At 61.3% G+C, this 16,128-nt stretch carries 13 protein-coding genes; 8 read left to right on the top strand and 5 right to left on the bottom strand.

The window, feature by feature from the left end; genetic code table 11:
• Window positions 1–1,476 (top strand): carboxypeptidase M32, encoded by a 1,476-nt coding sequence (locus AB2B41_RS19770; RefSeq protein WP_367879553.1) that lies wholly within the window; start codon window positions 1–3, stop codon window positions 1,474–1,476.
• Between the two features lie 487 nt (window positions 1,477–1,963).
• On the top strand, window positions 1,964–2,302 hold the full coding sequence (locus AB2B41_RS19765; RefSeq protein WP_367879552.1) for a hypothetical protein: 339 nt from the start codon (window positions 1,964–1,966) through the stop codon (window positions 2,300–2,302).
• A gap of 640 nt (window positions 2,303–2,942) precedes the next feature.
• On the opposite strand, the gene gyrA is transcribed toward AB2B41_RS19765, so the two are convergent.
• Complete coding sequence (gene gyrA, locus AB2B41_RS19760; protein ID WP_367879551.1) at window positions 2,943–5,696, bottom strand: DNA gyrase subunit A; 2,754 nt, start codon at window positions 5,694–5,696, stop codon at window positions 2,943–2,945.
• A 201-nt stretch (window positions 5,697–5,897) separates the two neighbouring features.
• Here gyrA and AB2B41_RS19755 point away from each other — a divergent pair, with 201 nt between their 5' ends.
• Together AB2B41_RS19755 and AB2B41_RS19750 are read left to right on the top strand one after the other, a co-directional pair.
• Window positions 5,898–6,167, top strand: coding sequence for an usg protein (locus tag AB2B41_RS19755; RefSeq protein ID WP_367879550.1), 270 nt, complete (start codon window positions 5,898–5,900; stop codon window positions 6,165–6,167).
• A 78-nt stretch (window positions 6,168–6,245) separates the two neighbouring features.
• Window positions 6,246–7,313 carry a DUF2855 family protein gene (locus AB2B41_RS19750; protein WP_367879549.1) on the top strand — a complete coding sequence of 356 codons (1,068 nt, stop codon included), beginning with the start codon at window positions 6,246–6,248 and terminating at the stop codon, window positions 7,311–7,313.
• 1 nt (window position 7,314) lies between these two features.
• Here the strand turns inward: AB2B41_RS19750 and AB2B41_RS19745 are convergent, their stop codons facing one another.
• Entirely contained in the window at window positions 7,315–8,274 is a 960-nt protein-coding gene (locus tag AB2B41_RS19745) for a radical SAM protein (protein ID WP_367879548.1), read from the bottom strand.
• A gap of 206 nt (window positions 8,275–8,480) precedes the next feature.
• On the opposite strand from AB2B41_RS19745, the gene zwf reads away from it, so the two are divergent.
• The 3 genes from zwf to pgi are packed head-to-tail and all read left to right on the top strand — an operon-like array spanning window position 8,481 to window position 12,207.
• Window positions 8,481–9,947, top strand: a complete 1,467-nt coding sequence (zwf, locus tag AB2B41_RS19740; protein ID WP_367879574.1) for a glucose-6-phosphate dehydrogenase — start codon at window positions 8,481–8,483, stop codon at window positions 9,945–9,947.
• The gene (gene pgl, locus AB2B41_RS19735; RefSeq protein ID WP_367879547.1) at window positions 9,944–10,615 is read left to right on the top strand and encodes a 6-phosphogluconolactonase; all 672 of its coding nucleotides are present in this window, start codon (window positions 9,944–9,946) and stop codon (window positions 10,613–10,615) included. The genes zwf and pgl overlap by 4 nt, the downstream gene beginning before the upstream one ends.
• Window positions 10,615–12,207 carry a glucose-6-phosphate isomerase gene (gene pgi, locus AB2B41_RS19730; RefSeq protein WP_367879546.1) on the top strand — a complete coding sequence of 531 codons (1,593 nt, stop codon included), beginning with the start codon at window positions 10,615–10,617 and terminating at the stop codon, window positions 12,205–12,207. The genes pgl and pgi overlap by 1 nt, the downstream gene beginning before the upstream one ends.
• A gap of 78 nt (window positions 12,208–12,285) precedes the next feature.
• On the opposite strand, the gene AB2B41_RS19725 is transcribed toward pgi, so the two are convergent.
• Window positions 12,286–12,732, bottom strand: coding sequence for a GNAT family N-acetyltransferase (locus AB2B41_RS19725; protein WP_367879545.1), 447 nt, complete (start codon window positions 12,730–12,732; stop codon window positions 12,286–12,288).
• Window positions 12,733–12,735: 3 nt separating this feature from the next.
• Window positions 12,736–13,218 carry an acyl-CoA thioesterase gene (locus AB2B41_RS19720; RefSeq protein ID WP_367879544.1) on the bottom strand — a complete coding sequence of 161 codons (483 nt, stop codon included), beginning with the start codon at window positions 13,216–13,218 and terminating at the stop codon, window positions 12,736–12,738.
• Between the two features lie 108 nt (window positions 13,219–13,326).
• Here AB2B41_RS19720 and AB2B41_RS19715 point away from each other — a divergent pair, with 108 nt between their 5' ends.
• Window positions 13,327–14,946 carry a long-chain fatty acid--CoA ligase gene (locus tag AB2B41_RS19715; protein WP_367879543.1) on the top strand — a complete coding sequence of 540 codons (1,620 nt, stop codon included), beginning with the start codon at window positions 13,327–13,329 and terminating at the stop codon, window positions 14,944–14,946.
• Between the two features lie 39 nt (window positions 14,947–14,985).
• Here the strand turns inward: AB2B41_RS19715 and AB2B41_RS19710 are convergent, their stop codons facing one another.
• Entirely contained in the window at window positions 14,986–15,522 is a 537-nt protein-coding gene (locus tag AB2B41_RS19710; protein ID WP_367879542.1) for a hypothetical protein, read from the bottom strand.
• Between the last annotated feature and the right edge of the window lie 606 nt (window positions 15,523–16,128).

Raw genomic sequence — 16,128 nt, 5'->3', positions numbered from 1 at the left:
ATGACCCCCTATGATGCATTGATGGCGCACCAGCGCGAGACCCAGGCGCTGTCCCAGGTGATGGGGCGGCTTGGATGGGATCAGGAGACCGTCATGCCGCGCGGGGCCGCCCCGCAGCGGGGCGAGGAAATGGCGGCGCTGGAGGGGGTGCTGCACGCCCGCCGGACCGATCCCCGCATCGCGGAGTGGCTGGAGACGATTGACCAAACGACGCTGGACGACGTGGGCCGCGCCAACCTGCGCCACATCCGGCGCAGCTTTGAGCGGACCAGCAAAGTGCCTGCAGCACTTGCCGCCCGGATCGCGCGGGTTACCTCCGAGGCGCAGGGCATCTGGGCCGAGGCGCGCGCCAAGGACGATTTTGACGCCTTCGCGCCGACGCTGGGAGAGGTGATCGCGCTCAAGCGTGAGGAAGGGCAGGCGCTGGCCGCGGGCGGCGATGTCTACGATGCGATGCTCGACGATTACGAGCCCGGCATGACCGGGGCCGAGCTGGAAGCGATGTTCGGAGCCCTCCGTCCGGCACTGAGCGATCTGCGGGCCGCCGTTCGCGAGGCCGAAGCCCCGCCCAGGCTGACCGGTTCCTTCGACGAGAACGCGCAGATGAAGCTGACGCGCCAGCTGGCCCGGACCTTCGGCTATGACATGACCCACGGGAGGGTCGACAAGGCGGTGCATCCCTTCTCCTCGGGGTCGGGGCTGGACGTGCGGATCACTACCCGGACCAATCCGCAGGACCCGTTCAACTGCTTCTACTCGACGATCCACGAGGTCGGCCACGCCGCCTATGAACAGGGGATCGACCGCGCGCATCTGCTCACGCCAGTGGGCCGGGGCGTGTCCATGGGCGTGCACGAAAGCCAGAGCCGTATCTACGAGAACCAGATCGGGCGCAGCCGGGCCTTTACCGGCTGGCTTTTTGGCCAGATGAGGGAGGCCTTTGGCGATTTCGGTGTACCAGATGCCGAGACCTTCTACCGAATCGTAAACCGCGTCTCGGACGGCTACATCCGTACCGAGGCGGACGAGTTGCAATACAACCTCCACGTCCTGATGCGCTTTGATCTGGAGCGCGCGCTGGTTTCCCATGACTTGCAGGTGTCGGACCTGGAGGCCGCATGGAACGACCGGTTCGAGGCAGATTTCGGCTTTGCCGTGGACAAGGCTTCGAACGGGGTGTTGCAGGACGTCCATTGGGCCGTGGGGCTGATCGGCTATTTTCCGACCTACAGCCTTGGCAACGTCTATGCGGGCTGCCTGCACGAGGCATTGCGCCGGGACGTTCCGGACCTCGATACGCATCTGTCATCGGGCAACACCGAAGCGGCGACAGGCTGGCTGAAACGCGAGGTCCAGCAGCACGGCGGGCTGTTCGAGCCGAAGGACGTAATCCACAAGGCGAGCGGCCAGCCTGCGAGCGAAAGGCCGTTGTTGATGTACTTGAAGGGCAAATTCACCGAGCTCTACGGGCTATGACGGGGATTTTTGTCCGAACAAAGTGATGCCTGAGAAGGGAAAGTCAGGCTAGCTGGGCAGATGCTCTGGCGCGCCCATCGCGCTATCCGGGCAGAGGCTTGTGACGTGGGAGACCAAACGGGCGCAGACAGATGGTCCTGGCTGTTTTGCGAGAATGTCCAGAGCTGCGCGGCAGTGGATGGAAGCCTTTTCGTCTCTATGCATTTCGTAGCACCGCGTAGGCTTAGAACGCGGTTCGGCTTCGATGCTGAAACCCGAATCCCTGACCGGTTTGCGAAGTGTGGGAGTCTGCCCGCGGTCGGTCTGGGAAGGCCGTCGTGTCTTGAGCCCAACCGTCATGTTGCCGCTTCGACACGAAATATCATCGAAAACTGGTGTCAAATGCGGTTTTTCCAAGGCTTTATGTTCGTTTTTATCGATATCCCTTTGCGGGCGTGGTCTCACGTGTCATAAACGCAGAAATTGTTTTCGGCCGAGGAGATTACCGATGAAGAAGATCCTGGCCACAGCGGCGGCGCTGACCCTGGCCGCAACGGCGACTTTCGCCGACACGAACTACCCCTATCCGCTGGAGAAGGACGGCGTTCTTTACAACTGTGAAGCAACTGCAACCATCGTGAACGGCAAGAAGACCCGCAACTGCATCGTTGCAGGCGGAGTCGGACAGGGTGCGGCAGGCGATGCGCCCCAGGATGACGACGATGGCGCCGCGATTCTCGGTTTCGGTGGACTGGGCACGACGACAACCCTCGCCCTCATCGGGGGTGTCGCAGCCGCTGCCGCCATCGCCAACAATAACAACAGCTCCACGAACGGCACCAACTAAGCCGCATTCGTTCTCGTCTTTGGAGGCCTCCGGATTTACCGGAGGCCTCTTTGTGTCCTAGAGAGTTTCTTCTCATGCAGGCGAAGAACCACTTTCTATGGTGTCGAAGGGCTTCGAACCCGTGGGAATGCGCGCAGAATACGGGATGTCGCGCGCGGATTGACCGAAGTTTGGGCGTTGCTTCTTCAGCCGTACGTTGCGGCCCTGTGATTCCCTTCGCTCCCTCCTGCACGTGCCCTCGCCGGTAAAGGCGCGTTTTCGTCGAGTGTATCCAGACATGAGAGAGTGAAGAAAAGGACCACGACGATTCTGTCGCGGCACTTTCAATGGCTGCTGCCACGGCATTCCCAAGCTGGGTATGATCCGCCAGTGACTTAGGACAACATCGATTATCTCTGCCAGAAAAAGAGCGAGATGATCAGCGGGATGCTGTCCCGGCACTTATCCGTGCCGAAGACGATGGTGCAGCAGGTTTCGGAGGTTTGAGCGGATCTGCGCTGACAGGGCTTGGCCTTCTGACAGTTATTCTTGCTGGCACCGCGCTCCACGATGCCGAGAGCACGACCGGGACGCAGTAGCAGGATCTGACATGAAAGAAGGGCGCGCTGGCCCGCGCGCCCTTGCCGGAATTCCCGGGGTGTCAGGTCTCCTCGGCCCCGTCTTCCTCTTCCTCGCCCTGATCGGCAATCCAGGCGACACTGACCACTTCTTCGCCCTTACCGGTATCGAAGACCTTCACGCCGCCTGCACTGCGGGAGCGGAAGGAAATACCTTCGACCGGCACCCGGATCGACTGGCCCTTGGAGGTGGCGAGCATGATCTGGTCGTCCATTTCTACCGGGAAAGTGGCCACGATCTCGCCGCCGCGCATGGCCTTGTCCATGGCCATGACGCCCATGCCGCCGCGGCCGCGCACGGGGTAGTCGTGGCTCGAGCTGAGCTTGCCCGAACCCTTGGCGGTGATGGTCAGGATCAGGTTCTCGGCCGCCGACATCTCGGCATAGCGTTCCTGGCTGAGCGGCATGTTGGCGTTGCCCTCGTCCTCGTCGCCCGTATCCTCTACATCGTCGGCGATACCGGCCATGGCGCGGCGCATCTTGAGGTAGGCGGCGCGTTCGTCGGGTGAGGCTTCGAAGTGGCGGATGATCGACATCGACACGACGCGGTCGTTCTTGCCCAGCTTGATGCCCCGGACACCGACCGATGAGCGGCTGTTGAAGATGCGGACGTCCGTCGCGGGGAAGCGGATCGCGCGGCCCGAGTTCGTCGTGAGCATCACGTCATCCTCATTGGATGCAATGCGCGCGTTGATCAGGGTTGTCTCGGCGTGATCGTCCTCGAACTTCATCGCGATTTTGCCGTTGCGCATGACGTTGGTGAAGTCCGACAGTTTGTTGCGCCGGACGGTGCCTGCAGAGGTGGCGAAAACGACCTGCAGGTCGTCCCATTCTTCCTCGTCGCGGTCGACCGGCATGATCGCGGCAACGGAGACGCCCGTGGGGATCGGGAGAATATTGACGATGGCCTTGCCCTTGGACGTTCGGCCACCCGCAGGCAGGCGCCATGTCTTGAGCTTGTAGACCATGCCGTCCGTGGTGAAGAACAGAAGCTGCGTGTGCGTGTTTGCCACGAAGAGCGTTGTGACTACATCGTCTTCCTTGAGCTGCCCACCGGAAAGACCCTTGCCGCCGCGCCGCTGGCTGCGGAAATCGGCGAGCGGCGTGCGCTTGATGTAACCGCCGGAGGTGACGGTAACCACCATGTCCTCGCGCGCGATCAGGTCCTCGTCTTCCATGTCGCCCGACCAGTCGACGATCTCGGTCCGGCGCGGCACGGCGAAGAGGTCCTTCACCTCTGCCAACTCTTCCGAGATGATGCCCATGATCCGCTCGCGCGAGCCGAGAATTTCAAGGTATTCCTTGATCTTGCCTGCCAGTTCTTCCAGCTCGTCAGTGACTTCCTTGACGCCAATCTGCGTCAGGCGCTGGAGGCGCAGGTCGAGGATGGCGCGGGCCTGTGCCTCGGAGAGGTTATAGGTGCCGTCCTCGTTCGCGGTGTGGGTCGGATCGTCGATCAGGGCGATGTAGGGCAGGATGTCCCGCGCGGGCCAGCGGCGGGTCATCAGCCGCTCGCGCGCCTCGCCCGCGTCGGCGGAGGAGCGGATGGTCTGCACGACCTCGTCGATGTTGGTGACGGCGACTGCGAGGCCGCAAAGGATGTGGCTGCGGTCGCGCGCCTTGCGCAGCAGGTGCGCCGTGCGGCGGGCGACGACATCTTCGCGGAAATCGAGGAAGGCGGTCAGGAAGCGGCGCAGGGTCAGGGTTTCGGGGCGGCCACCGTTCAGCGCCAGCATGTTGCACCCGAAGGAGGTCTGCATGGGGGTGAAGCGGTAAAGTTGGTTCATCACCACCTCGGCGGTGGCGTCGCGCTTCAGCTCGATGACGACGCGTACGCCGTTACGGTCGGATTCGTCCTGGACATGCGCGATGCCCTCGATCTTCTTCTCGCGCACCTGTTCGGCAATGCGTTCGATCATCGTGGCCTTGTTCACCTGATAGGGCACTTCGTCGATGATAATGGCCCAGCGGTCCTTGCGGATTTCCTCGACACGGGTCTTGGCGCGGATGATGACGCTGCCGCGCCCCTCAAGGTAGGCTTTGCGTGCGCCGGACCGGCCCAGCATGATGCCGCCGGTGGGGAAGTCGGGTCCGGGGACGTATTCGATCAGTTGCTCGGACGTGAGGTCTGGGTCTTCGATCAGGGCAAGACAGGCGTCGATCACTTCGCCCAGATTATGCGGCGGGATGTTCGTGGCCATGCCGACCGCGATGCCACCGGCACCGTTGACCAGCATGTTCGGAAAGCGCGCGGGCAGGACCGTCGGTTCTTTCTGCTTGCCATCATAGTTGTCCTGGAAGTCGACGGTTTCCTTGTCGATGTCCGCCAGAAGGTAGGCCGCGGGCTTGTCCATCCGCACTTCGGTGTAGCGCATGGCAGCCGGGTTATCGCCGTCCATCGAGCCGAAGTTGCCCTGACCGTCCAGAAGCGGCAGCGACATCGAGAAATCCTGCGCCATGCGCACGAGCGCGTCATAGATCGCGCTGTCGCCGTGCGGGTGGTACTGGCCCATGACGTCGCCGACGGGGCGCGCGGACTTGCGATAGGGCTTTTCGTGCGTGTTCCCGGTCTCGTGCATGGCGTAAAGGATGCGCCGGTGCACCGGTTTCAGGCCGTCGCGCAGGTCCGGAATGGCACGCGAGACAATGACCGACATGGCGTAGTCCAGGTAAGACGTGCGCATCTCTTCTTCGATCGACACCGTTGGGCCATCGTATGCGGGACGCTCGGGACGGCTTTCTTCTTCGTCTTCAGGTGTTTCTGGCGTGTCGTTCACGTATTCTGCCCGGGCTTGTTGCGCGCTCTATATGTTGGGGTGGGTTATAGCATCGGGGACAGATCAGGTGCAATGGCTGTGGCCGGCCTGCATCAATTTCCGGCATGGCCCCATCACAACATCCTGATTTAAATGGAAACTAATTGATTTGTAGACCTTTTGTGGCACGCTGAAAGGGCGACAACAAGAAAGGAGGTCTAAATGACCCCATCCGAGACCGAGCTGATGCTCAAGGGATACGGGCTGACGACGGCTGAAATATTTTACCGCATGCCCGATTACACGCATGTCCTGAACAGCTACATCTGGCAGGATTACGACCTTGCGCCGGATCATCCCAAGCTCTTCAAGTTCGTGGAGTTCTGGCAGGAAAAGATCGAGGGGCCGCTGCATTCGGTGCGCTTCACCCATCGCAAGATGATTGGCCCGGGGGAATGGCGCAACCAGGTGGGCGAGTTCATTCTGCACTAGGCGACGCGACGTCGCGAGAATTTCGCTACGCTTCCACGGCCGATGCGCGCTAGGTTTGCGCAAATTGGAGGGTTGCGGATGCACAGGATACTGGTCGACCAGCAGAAGATCACGAAAACCACGCCCGATGAGGTTGCCGACAGGGCGCTTGAGCCCGGTGAGGCGCGCCTGGCGCTGGAAAGTTTCGCGCTCACGGCAAACAACGTCACCTACGCCGCCTCGGGGTTTGCTATCGGATACTGGAAATTCTTCCCGACGGGGGTGGAGGGGCAGGGCCTTGTGCCCGTCTGGGGCGTCGCGAAATTGGTCGAAAGCCGCGCCGACGATCTGACCGAGGGCACGCGGCTTTACGGGTTTTATCCGATGGCCGAAAGCCTGATCATCACGCCCGAAGTGTCCTCGCGCGGGAACGTGACGGACGTGGCCGCGCACCGCAAGGACTTGCCAGCGGTCTACAACAGCTACATCCCCGTGGGGGACACCACGCCGGAACAGGATCACCTGCGTGCGCTTCTACAGCCGCTTCTGGCGACCTCCTATCTGCTGGCCGACTGGCTGGAAGACAACGGTATCTTCGGTGCCGAACAGGTCATCGTCGGCAGCGCTTCTTCGAAAACGGGTCTGGGGCTTTGCAAGTACCTGGCCGAGAATGCCGGACGCGGATTCAGGATCGTTGGGCTGACGTCATCGAGAAACAAGGCCTTTGTGGAAAGGCTGGGCGCCTGCGACAGCGTGCTGACCTACGACGAGATCGACCGGATCGCCAAAGTGCCCTCCGTATACGTCGACATGGCGGGCAACGCAGAGGTAAAGGCGGCACTGCATGCGCATCTGAAGGACCAGATGAAACATTCCGCGGCCGTGGGCATCAGCCATTGGGACAGGTTCAACCCGGCGGTCGAGCTGGAAGGTGTGAAACCGCAGTTTTTCTTCGCCCCCGCCCAGATCGCCAAACGGCGGGAAGACTGGGGGCCGGGCGAGATCGACAGGCGTATCGGCGAGGCCTTCATGCGCGTGGCGTCAGAAGCCTCTGGCTGGCTCGACGTGAAGGTGCATCAGGGGCTGGAGAGCGCCCTTGAGGTCTACGCGGCGCTGGCATCGGGGCAGGCCAATCCCCAGGAAGGGCATGTCATCCGCATCGCGTGAACTAGGCGGAACAGCTGGCACCACCCAGAACGCAGAACTTGGCGCAGTGGGGGTGGTTGAGCGCCACGTCCGTCTCCGCTTCTTCAAGCGTTGCGCCAAGCTCGAACTCGTCCGAGTAGGGCAGGAGCGTGCAGGCCAGCACGGCCGGCCGCTCCGCGCCCTTGCGTTTGACCACCATGCGCGAGGAAGCGCACATGACGTCCGAGGGTGACTTGTTCAGGATACCCCAGCAGGCGGTGGTGATCTCGGGCACTTCGACGCTTTCATCCATTTCCGGGAAAAGAACCGTCATTGCAGGGTTTTCCGCGTCGATCTTGAAGTTATTCTTGGAAAAGAATGCCGCATATCCCGCGCGGCTGTCCGCCTCGCTGTCGCCAAACACCGAACGACCTGCAACGGCCATGCGGAAACCGTTGTCGCGCAGCCAGCGCATCCCCTCGAGCGTCTTGAGAAACGACCCTTCGCCCCGTTCGGCGTCGTGCAGATCGGGGCGGTAATGATCGACGGAGACCCGCAGCGTTAGCTTACCTGGATAGGCTTCGTTCAGCCGCTTCAACCCGGTTTGCACCCGCTTGCGCATCATCGGGCGCATGGCATTCGTCAGGATAAGCACCTCGTAGCCCCGCGCGAGCGCCGCTTCGGTCATCTGGATCATCTCGGGGTTCAGGAACGGCTCACCCCCGGTGAAGGCGATTTCACGTACGCCCCAGTTCCGGTCCTCCAGCTGGTCGAGGTAGTCGCGCACCTCCTCCGCGGTGATATAGACCAACGCGTCGTTCGTCGGGCTGGAGGCGATGTAGCAATTCACGCATTCGATGTTGCACAGGGTGCCCGTGTTGAACCAGAGCGTCTGCGGATGGCTCATGGCCACCGTCGCGCGCGCCTCACCTGTCGCGGTGACATGCGGGTCGCGAAACTTGCCGATATTGGCCGAGTTCCGGCGCGCCTCAAGGTCTTTCATCTGCGATCCTCGTGCTTGATGGTTCAACCACCGCGTTGCATGTTGTCTTTGTGCTAAGCTATCGGCAAAGCGGTGAAAAGCCCCAGTGCATCGACATGCACGGTCTTGTGAAGTGTTTGGAAATGGGTATGGTAGCGCTAACATTTTCGAGGGCCAAAGACTGAAATGAGGGAGTCATGACCACAATTCAGGAAGCGATGCCGCGCGTGACATCACGGGTCATTCCGGTCGATCCGTTCGATCTCGTGATCTTCGGCGGCACCGGCGATCTCGCGCGCCGCAAGATCCTGCCGGGCCTGTTTCACCGGTTCTGCGCGGGCCAGATGCCGCCTTCCGCGCGCATCATCGGGGCCGCGCGCACCGATCTCGATCACGATGGCTATCGTGGGATCGTCGCTGAGGCGATCGAGGAATTCGGGGGAAACCTGGGCGGAAAGGCACAGAAGCTCAAGGATTTCCTCGACACGGTTTTCTATGTGACCATCGACGCCCAGGGTGAGGACGGCTGGCCGGAATTGCAGGAGTTCTGCAAGCAGAAGGACCGCATCGAAGCCTTCTATTTCTCCGTTTCACCAAGCCTTTTCGGCGATCTGGCTGAGCGGCTTCACCATTGGGGGATGGCGGGACCCGAGACGCGCATCGTGGTTGAAAAACCCTTTGGTCGGGACCTCGCTACGGCCAAACATCTGAACGCGACGCTGGCGGCGCATTTCTCGGAAGACCAGATCTACCGGATCGACCATTACCTCGGCAAGGAAACGGTGCAGAACCTCATGGCCGTGCGTTTCGGCAACATGCTGTTCGAGCCGCTCTGGAACAGCCAGTATGTCGATCACATCCAGATCACCGTGGCAGAAACCGTAGGCGTTGGCGGGCGCGGGGAATATTACGACAAGGCCGGCGCGATGCGCGACATGGTACAGAACCACCTGATGCAGCTTTTGTGCCTCATCGCCATGGAGCCGCCCGCGCGCTTTGCGCCCGACGCGGTGCGGGACGAAAAGCTGAAGGTGATCCGCGCGCTCGACCCCGTGTTGCCGCACCACATCACGCGCGGGCAATATGAAGCCGAGCAGGGGGCGGAAAAACAGCATCCCAGCTACCGCGAAGCTGTTGGCGATCCCCGTTCGAAGACCGAAAGCTTCATCGCGCTCAAGTGCCACATCAGCAACTGGCGATGGGCGGGGACGCCCTTTTACATGCGGACCGGCAAACGGATGTCGGCACGCAGTTCCGAGATTTCGGTGGTCTTCAAGGAAACACCCCATTCGATCTTCGGGGCAGACGCAGGCCGTCATCGCAACGTGCTGTCGATCCGCTTGCAGCCGAACGAAGGCATCACGCTGGGCGTGACGATCAAGGAGCCGGGGCCGGGGGGGATGCGCCTCATCGACGTGCCGCTCGACATGACCTTTGCCGAGGCGCTGGGGGATGATAGTGAACATGTGGACGCATACGAACGGCTGATCATGGACGTGATCCGGGGCAACCAGACCCTCTTCATGCGCGGCGACGAGGTGGAGGCCGCCTGGGCCTGGACCGATCCGATCATCGAGGGCTGGGAGAGCCGCGGCGAGGTCCCGAAACCCTATCCAAGCGGCACTGACGGCACCACGGATTCACATGAACTGATGCGGCGCGATGGCCGCAAATGGCGGGAGGTTTCTCCATGAATATCGTCGAATACCCCGACCGGGAAATGCTGGCGATGCGGGTTGCGGACACGCTCGCAAGCGAGTTGCGCAAATGCCTGCTGAACCACGACCATGCCTCCTTCGCGGTGCCGGGCGGCACCACGCCGGGGCCTATTTTCGAGATGATGAGCGACACGGAGCTGCACTGGGACCGGGTGCACGTGATGCTGACCGATGAACGCTGGGTCGATGAGGAAAATTCCCACTCCAACGCCCGCTTGGTGAAACGCCACCTGCTGACCGGCCACGCCGCCGAGGCGAAGTTCATTCCCTATTACCGTGCCGGCAAGAGCGCGGCCGAAGCCTGTCCCGAAGTGGCCGAGACGCTGAAGGAAGAGATGCCCATTTCCCTGCTGATGCTGGGGATGGGGTCGGACATGCATACCGCGTCGCTCTTTCCGGGTGCCGAAGGGCTGGAGGCGGCGATGAAATCGCACGCGCCGCTTCTCTGCCCGATCAAGCCAAGAAACCAGGACATGGAACGGGTAACGCTGCCAGCCCATGCGCTCAAGGGCGCGATGTCGACACATCTGGTGATCTACGGGGATGAAAAGCGCGCGGCCTTCGAACGAGCACGGTCCCTGCCGCCGGAGGAGGCGCCCATTGCCGCGGTGATGGGGGCGGGCACGGTGCATTGGGCCGCGTGATGGACCTGTGGGAAACCTTCGGATCGCGCCAGTCCGCCATTGGTGAGCGTCCCATCCTCGCGCTTTTTGAGGACACGAACCGCGCGAAGGATTTCAGTGTCGAGACGCAGCACATGCGTTTCGACTATGCCAAGACGAACATTGACCGCGACACCCGCGCGGATCTCATCGCCCTGGCCGAGGCGGCAGGCGTTGCCGCAAAGCGCGAAGCGATGTTCCGGGGCAAGAAGATCAACGAGACTGAGGGCCGGGCGGTGTTGCACACAGCGCTGCGCAACCTTGATGGCGGGCCGGTTGTGGTCGACGGTCAGGACGTCATGCCCGGCGTCCGCGTCACCCTGCGGCGAATGCGCAAGTTCGCCGAGAAGGTCCGCGCAGGCGTGATCACCGACGTCGTCAACATCGGTATCGGCGGCTCGGACCTTGGTCCGGCGATGGCGGTGGCGGCGCTTGCGCCTTACCACGATGGGCCACGCTGCCATTTCGTATCGAACGTGGATGGCGCGCATATCGCCGATACGCTGCGGGGGCTGGACGCCAGAACAACGCTGGTGATCGTCGCCTCCAAGACTTTCACCACCATCGAGACGATGACCAACGCGCGCACTGCGCGGGCCTGGATGCAGGACCACGGCGGCGACACCAAGAAGCAGTTCGCAGCGCTCAGCACCGCGCTGGACAAGACGGCGGCCTTCGGGATCGATGCCGATCAGGTGTTCGGGTTCGAGGATTGGGTCGGCGGGCGCTATTCCATGTGGGGCCCGATCGGCCTGTCGCTGATGATCGCCATCGGACCCGATGCCTTCGACGTATTCCTGCGGGGCGCGCAGGCGATGGACACCCATTTTCGCGCTGCCGCGCCGCTCGAGAACATGCCGATCATGCTGGCGCTCGTGGGCATCTGGCATAACCAGTTCTGTGACTACGCGACCCGCGCGGTGCTGCCCTACGACCAGCGCCTGTCGCTACTGCCCGCGTATTTCCAGCAGCTCGAGATGGAATCGAACGGCAAGCGCGTGTCCATGGACGGGGCCGAAGTGCCGTATCACACCGGGCCGGTGGTCTGGGGGGCTGCTGGCACGAACGGGCAGCATGCTTTCTACCAGCTCATTCATCAGGGCACGCGGGTGATCCCCTGCGAATTCATGGTCGCGGCCAACGGGCATGAGCCTGAACTGGCGCACCACCATCACCTGCTCATGGCCAATTGCCTTGCTCAGTCCGAGGCACTGATGCGCGGCAGGCCGCTGGCTCAGGCGCGCCGGATGATGGAGGGGAAGGGGCTGTCTGGTGACGAACTGGAACGCCAGGCACGCCACCGGGTATTTCCGGGCAACCGGCCGTCGACAACGCTGGTCTACGAGCGGCTCGATCCCTTCACACTGGGCCAGATCATCGCGCTATACGAGCACCGGGTGTTCGTCGAAGGGGTGATCCTTGGCATCAACTCCTACGATCAATGGGGCGTGGAGCTGGGCAAGGAGTTGGCAACGTCCCTGCAGCCGGTGATCGCGGGCGCACAATCGACGGAGGGCAAGGACAGTTCCACCGCGGCACTCGTCGATTATCTACTCCGGCATCGGGATGGTTGAGAGGTAAGGTGGGGCTGGCTCCACCTTACGTGCTTGGTTCCTGATACAGCACGCAAACGAGAACGCTGGGCGCGCCCTTTAGACCTTCATGTCATATGTCACCCACATGGTCCGAGTCGCGACCTTGTCGTAAACCCCGCGTCCCCGGTAATTGTCATCCGCCGTAATCCAGCGCACCACGGGCCAGCCCTTCTTGCGCGCCACGTCCGCGACACCGGCAATCAGCGCATCCGCCGCACCCGATCCGCGGGCGGCCGGATCGACAAAGATGTCGTCAAGAAAACAGTTGGTGACCGCCCTCAGCGGGCTGGCAAAGGGTCGGAAATGCGTCAGGCCCACCAACTTGCCGTTTTCGTCCTCCGCGACCAGTCCGCTGCACCCATGGTCCGGGTCCATCAGCCATCCGAACACGCGGTCGCGCATCTCTTCGGTCTGTTCGACCTTGTAGAAGGCGGCGTAACCTTTGTAGAGCCCGTCCCAGGCGCTGCGATCCTCGGCCCTGACGGGGCGTATCGTGATTGCCATTCTCTATCCTTCCTCGGTAGCGCCATCGACGGCGATGAAACGGGCGCGCAGGTCATCGGGCAGGGGGCGCCTCGCCGATCCGTCGTGCTCCAGATGAACCATGACGCAATCGAAGGTGGCGCGCAGCGTGCCGCCTGACCAGATCTGTTGGCCCAGCGTGTAGGAACTTGTCCGGAACGCCCGGCAGGCGCAGGTGACGATGTAGTCCTCGTTCATGAACGTCTCCTGCCGGAAGTGGATCGTGCCCGACCGGATCACGATGCGCGGGTTGTCCGCCGTGTCTTGGTAATCGGTCATTCCCCAGTCGCTGCAATAGCGGATGCGCAGGCGTTCGAACCATTCCATGTAGGCGGTGTTATTGACGTGTTTGAGGATGTCGAGCTCGGAATAGCGCACCCTGTCCGCCATGGCGAGCGGCTGCACCGGATCGATCCCTTCGACCGCCTGCTGTGCCGGGCTGAGCGGTGTGTTATAGACCAGCGCCATCGTCGCATCCCCTTACGTCGACGGTGACGGTAGGTTCTTCACAGGGCGCTTGCAAGACCGGTCGGCATTGTCCAAATTGGCCCGAAATTCCTTGGGAGGAGGACCCCGATGCTTGGCCAGATGATGTCGCAACCGCTGCTGATCTCAAGCCTGATCACCCACGCCGAACGGTATCATTCGCAGGCCGAGATATACTCCGTCAATACCGGCGGGGGGGTAGAGGAGACGACCTGGGGGCAGGTGGGGCAAAACGCCCGTCGGCTGGCCTCGGCGCTGGCGGGCCTCGGGCTCGATCCACAGGCACGATGCGGGACGATTGCATGGAACAACCGGCGACACCTCGAGATCTACTTCGGGGCATCGGGGGGCGGTTTTGTCTGCCACACGATCAACCCGCGCCTTTTCCCCGAGCAGTTGGTTTACATCCTGAACCACGCCGAGGATAAGGTTCTGTTCATCGATGCAACTTTCGTTCCCCTGGTGGCCGCAATCCGGGACAAGCTGGAGCATCTTGACCATATCGTGCTGATGGAAGGGTCCGTGGGCGATGCGGCGGAGAAGCTGCCGGGGATCGTGGCCTACGACGATCTGATCGCCAAGGGCGATCCGGAATACACATGGCCGGAGCTGGATGAATTTACCGCTTCAAGCCTTTGTTATACCTCGGGAACCACCGGAAATCCGAAAGGCGTTCTTTATTCCCACCGCTCCACCGTGCTGCATTCCTTTGCGATCAACCTCGCCGATTCCATCGGTATCTCGGCCTCGGACATCGTGCTGCCCGTGGTGCCGATGTTCCACGTCAATGCCTGGGGGACGCCCTATGCCTGTGCCATGACCGGCGCGCGCCTGGTGATGCCGGGGCCGGGACTTGACGGGCCGTCTCTGGTGAAACTCATAGACACCTACAAGGTGACGCTGGCGCTGGGTGTGCCGACGATCTGGCTTGGCCTTCTGGGCGAGGCGCGCAAGTCGGGCACGACACTCGAAAGCCTCAAGCGCACGGTGGTGGGCGGCTCCGCCTGTCCGCCTTCGATGATCAAGACCTTCCGCGAGGAATACGGCGTCGACACGATCCACGCCTGGGGGATGACGGAAATGTCGCCCGTCGGATCGGTCAACCAGCCGCTGGCCAAGCACCGCGATCTGCCGATCGAGGAACAGCACCGCCTGCGCGAAAACCAGGGCCGCCCTGTCTTTGGCGTGGAACTGGAGATCATGGACGATGACGGCAAGCCGTTGCCCCATGACGGCAAGACCCAAGGCGCGCTGGTCACGCGGGGGCACTGGATACTTGACAGTTATTTCCGAAAAACCCGCGACGAGACCCTGACCGATGGCTGGTTCGACACGGGCGACGTGGCCACCATGGACCCGGACGGTTACATCACCATCCGCGACAGGTCGAAGGACATCATCAAGTCAGGTGGCGAATGGATCAGTTCGGTCGAGCTTGAGAACATCGCCATCGCGCATCCGCAACTGGCCGATGCCGCCGTGATCGGTGCGCGGCACGAGAAGTGGGACGAACGCCCGGTGCTGGTGGCGGTCAAGGCCGAAGGTCAGGACCCCACGGAGGAAGACGTGCTGGCGATCTTCGAGGGCAAGATCGCCAAGTGGCAGGTCCCGGACCGTGTGGTCTTTATCGACGTGCTGCCGCGCAATGCGACGGGCAAGGTTCTGAAACGGAACTTGCGGGAGGAATTCGGCGAGGTGCTGATCGGCTAGGGCAGCCTGGTCAGAGGCGGGGCTGGCAGGCCCCGCCACTCAAGTGGTTGAACTGCCTACCATTTGGTCTTCTGGATCACGAGGTTCGCTGCGACCATATCCAGATATCCGTTGGTGATCGCGCGCCCGTCCGTCTTCGGCATCGGAACAATCGGTCCATATCACTGGTTCAGCTGAAAATGCAGCCTCGGGTTTGAACTGCCGCCCTTGCCGATCACGGACATCTTGGTGAAGGTAATCTCGCATTCCATGAAGTGGGTCATTGGCCCTTTGTACTTCACGGCACCGAAGGTGCCCGGACGCGGCACCCACATCGGTGCCATCGAGACCGAACTCGTATTTGTCGATAGTGTATTCGAAGATCAGGTCGTACTCAAGCTTGGCATTGCCGCCGATCACCTTGAAACTGTTCGTTTTTGTTGCCTTGCGGTTCTTGAGGGTCTTGGCAGGTTCATACTGCCTTGGATTACAGTCCGGTTTGCTTTCGATGATCAGATTGTAATTCTTTCGCGCCCCACGGCTGTCGATGAATTTCACAGATTTCCTGGATTTGTTGATGAATTTGACCGCAGCCATTGAATAAATCTCCTTTGATATTCAGATGGATGCGCGGCAATTCTAAGAGAAAAAGGAAAGATGAAAATAAAGCCGGGACGCATCCAATGTTGCCAACATAACACCGGATTTACGAAGCGGCTATCTTTTCAGGCCGTCGCGATGACTTTGCGTGCCGCAGATGGTCATGCGCACCAGGCTGCAGGAACCCTTCGCGCTTTAGCCATCTCACATCGATCGAAAGAAAATCTTCTGTCGTGTTTGCTTTGTACCGTTTGTATCGCCCGCTGCCGCTTCCGCCCATTTATCACCCCATCATTTTCTCGAAATCATTTGGAAGATTTGACGGACGACGGCTCTTCATCTGGAACTCAAGCATTGTGCTATGTCTAGCATTTCTAGGATACCATGGTTTCTTCTAAACGACGGCAGATATTGGAAAAAGTTCAGTTTTCTGTTGTCAGGACCGATGTGCGGGCGCCGATCCTTTATGGCAGCTTCTAGTACCGAGCCGACGTTCGTCAAAATTGGGCGAGTGACCGAGTTGCGGAGATGCTGTTGAAAAAGTCGACCGGGGATTTCGTTTGAATTGATTGTCGAACGGTTTCTGCCCGGCTCTTCACACCG

It is taken from the genome of Sulfitobacter sediminis (assembly GCF_040811725.1).
GTDB classification, from domain to species: Bacteria; Pseudomonadota; Alphaproteobacteria; order Rhodobacterales; family Rhodobacteraceae; genus Sulfitobacter; species Sulfitobacter sediminis.
This window is presented reverse-complemented; position numbering and strand designations above follow the sequence as displayed.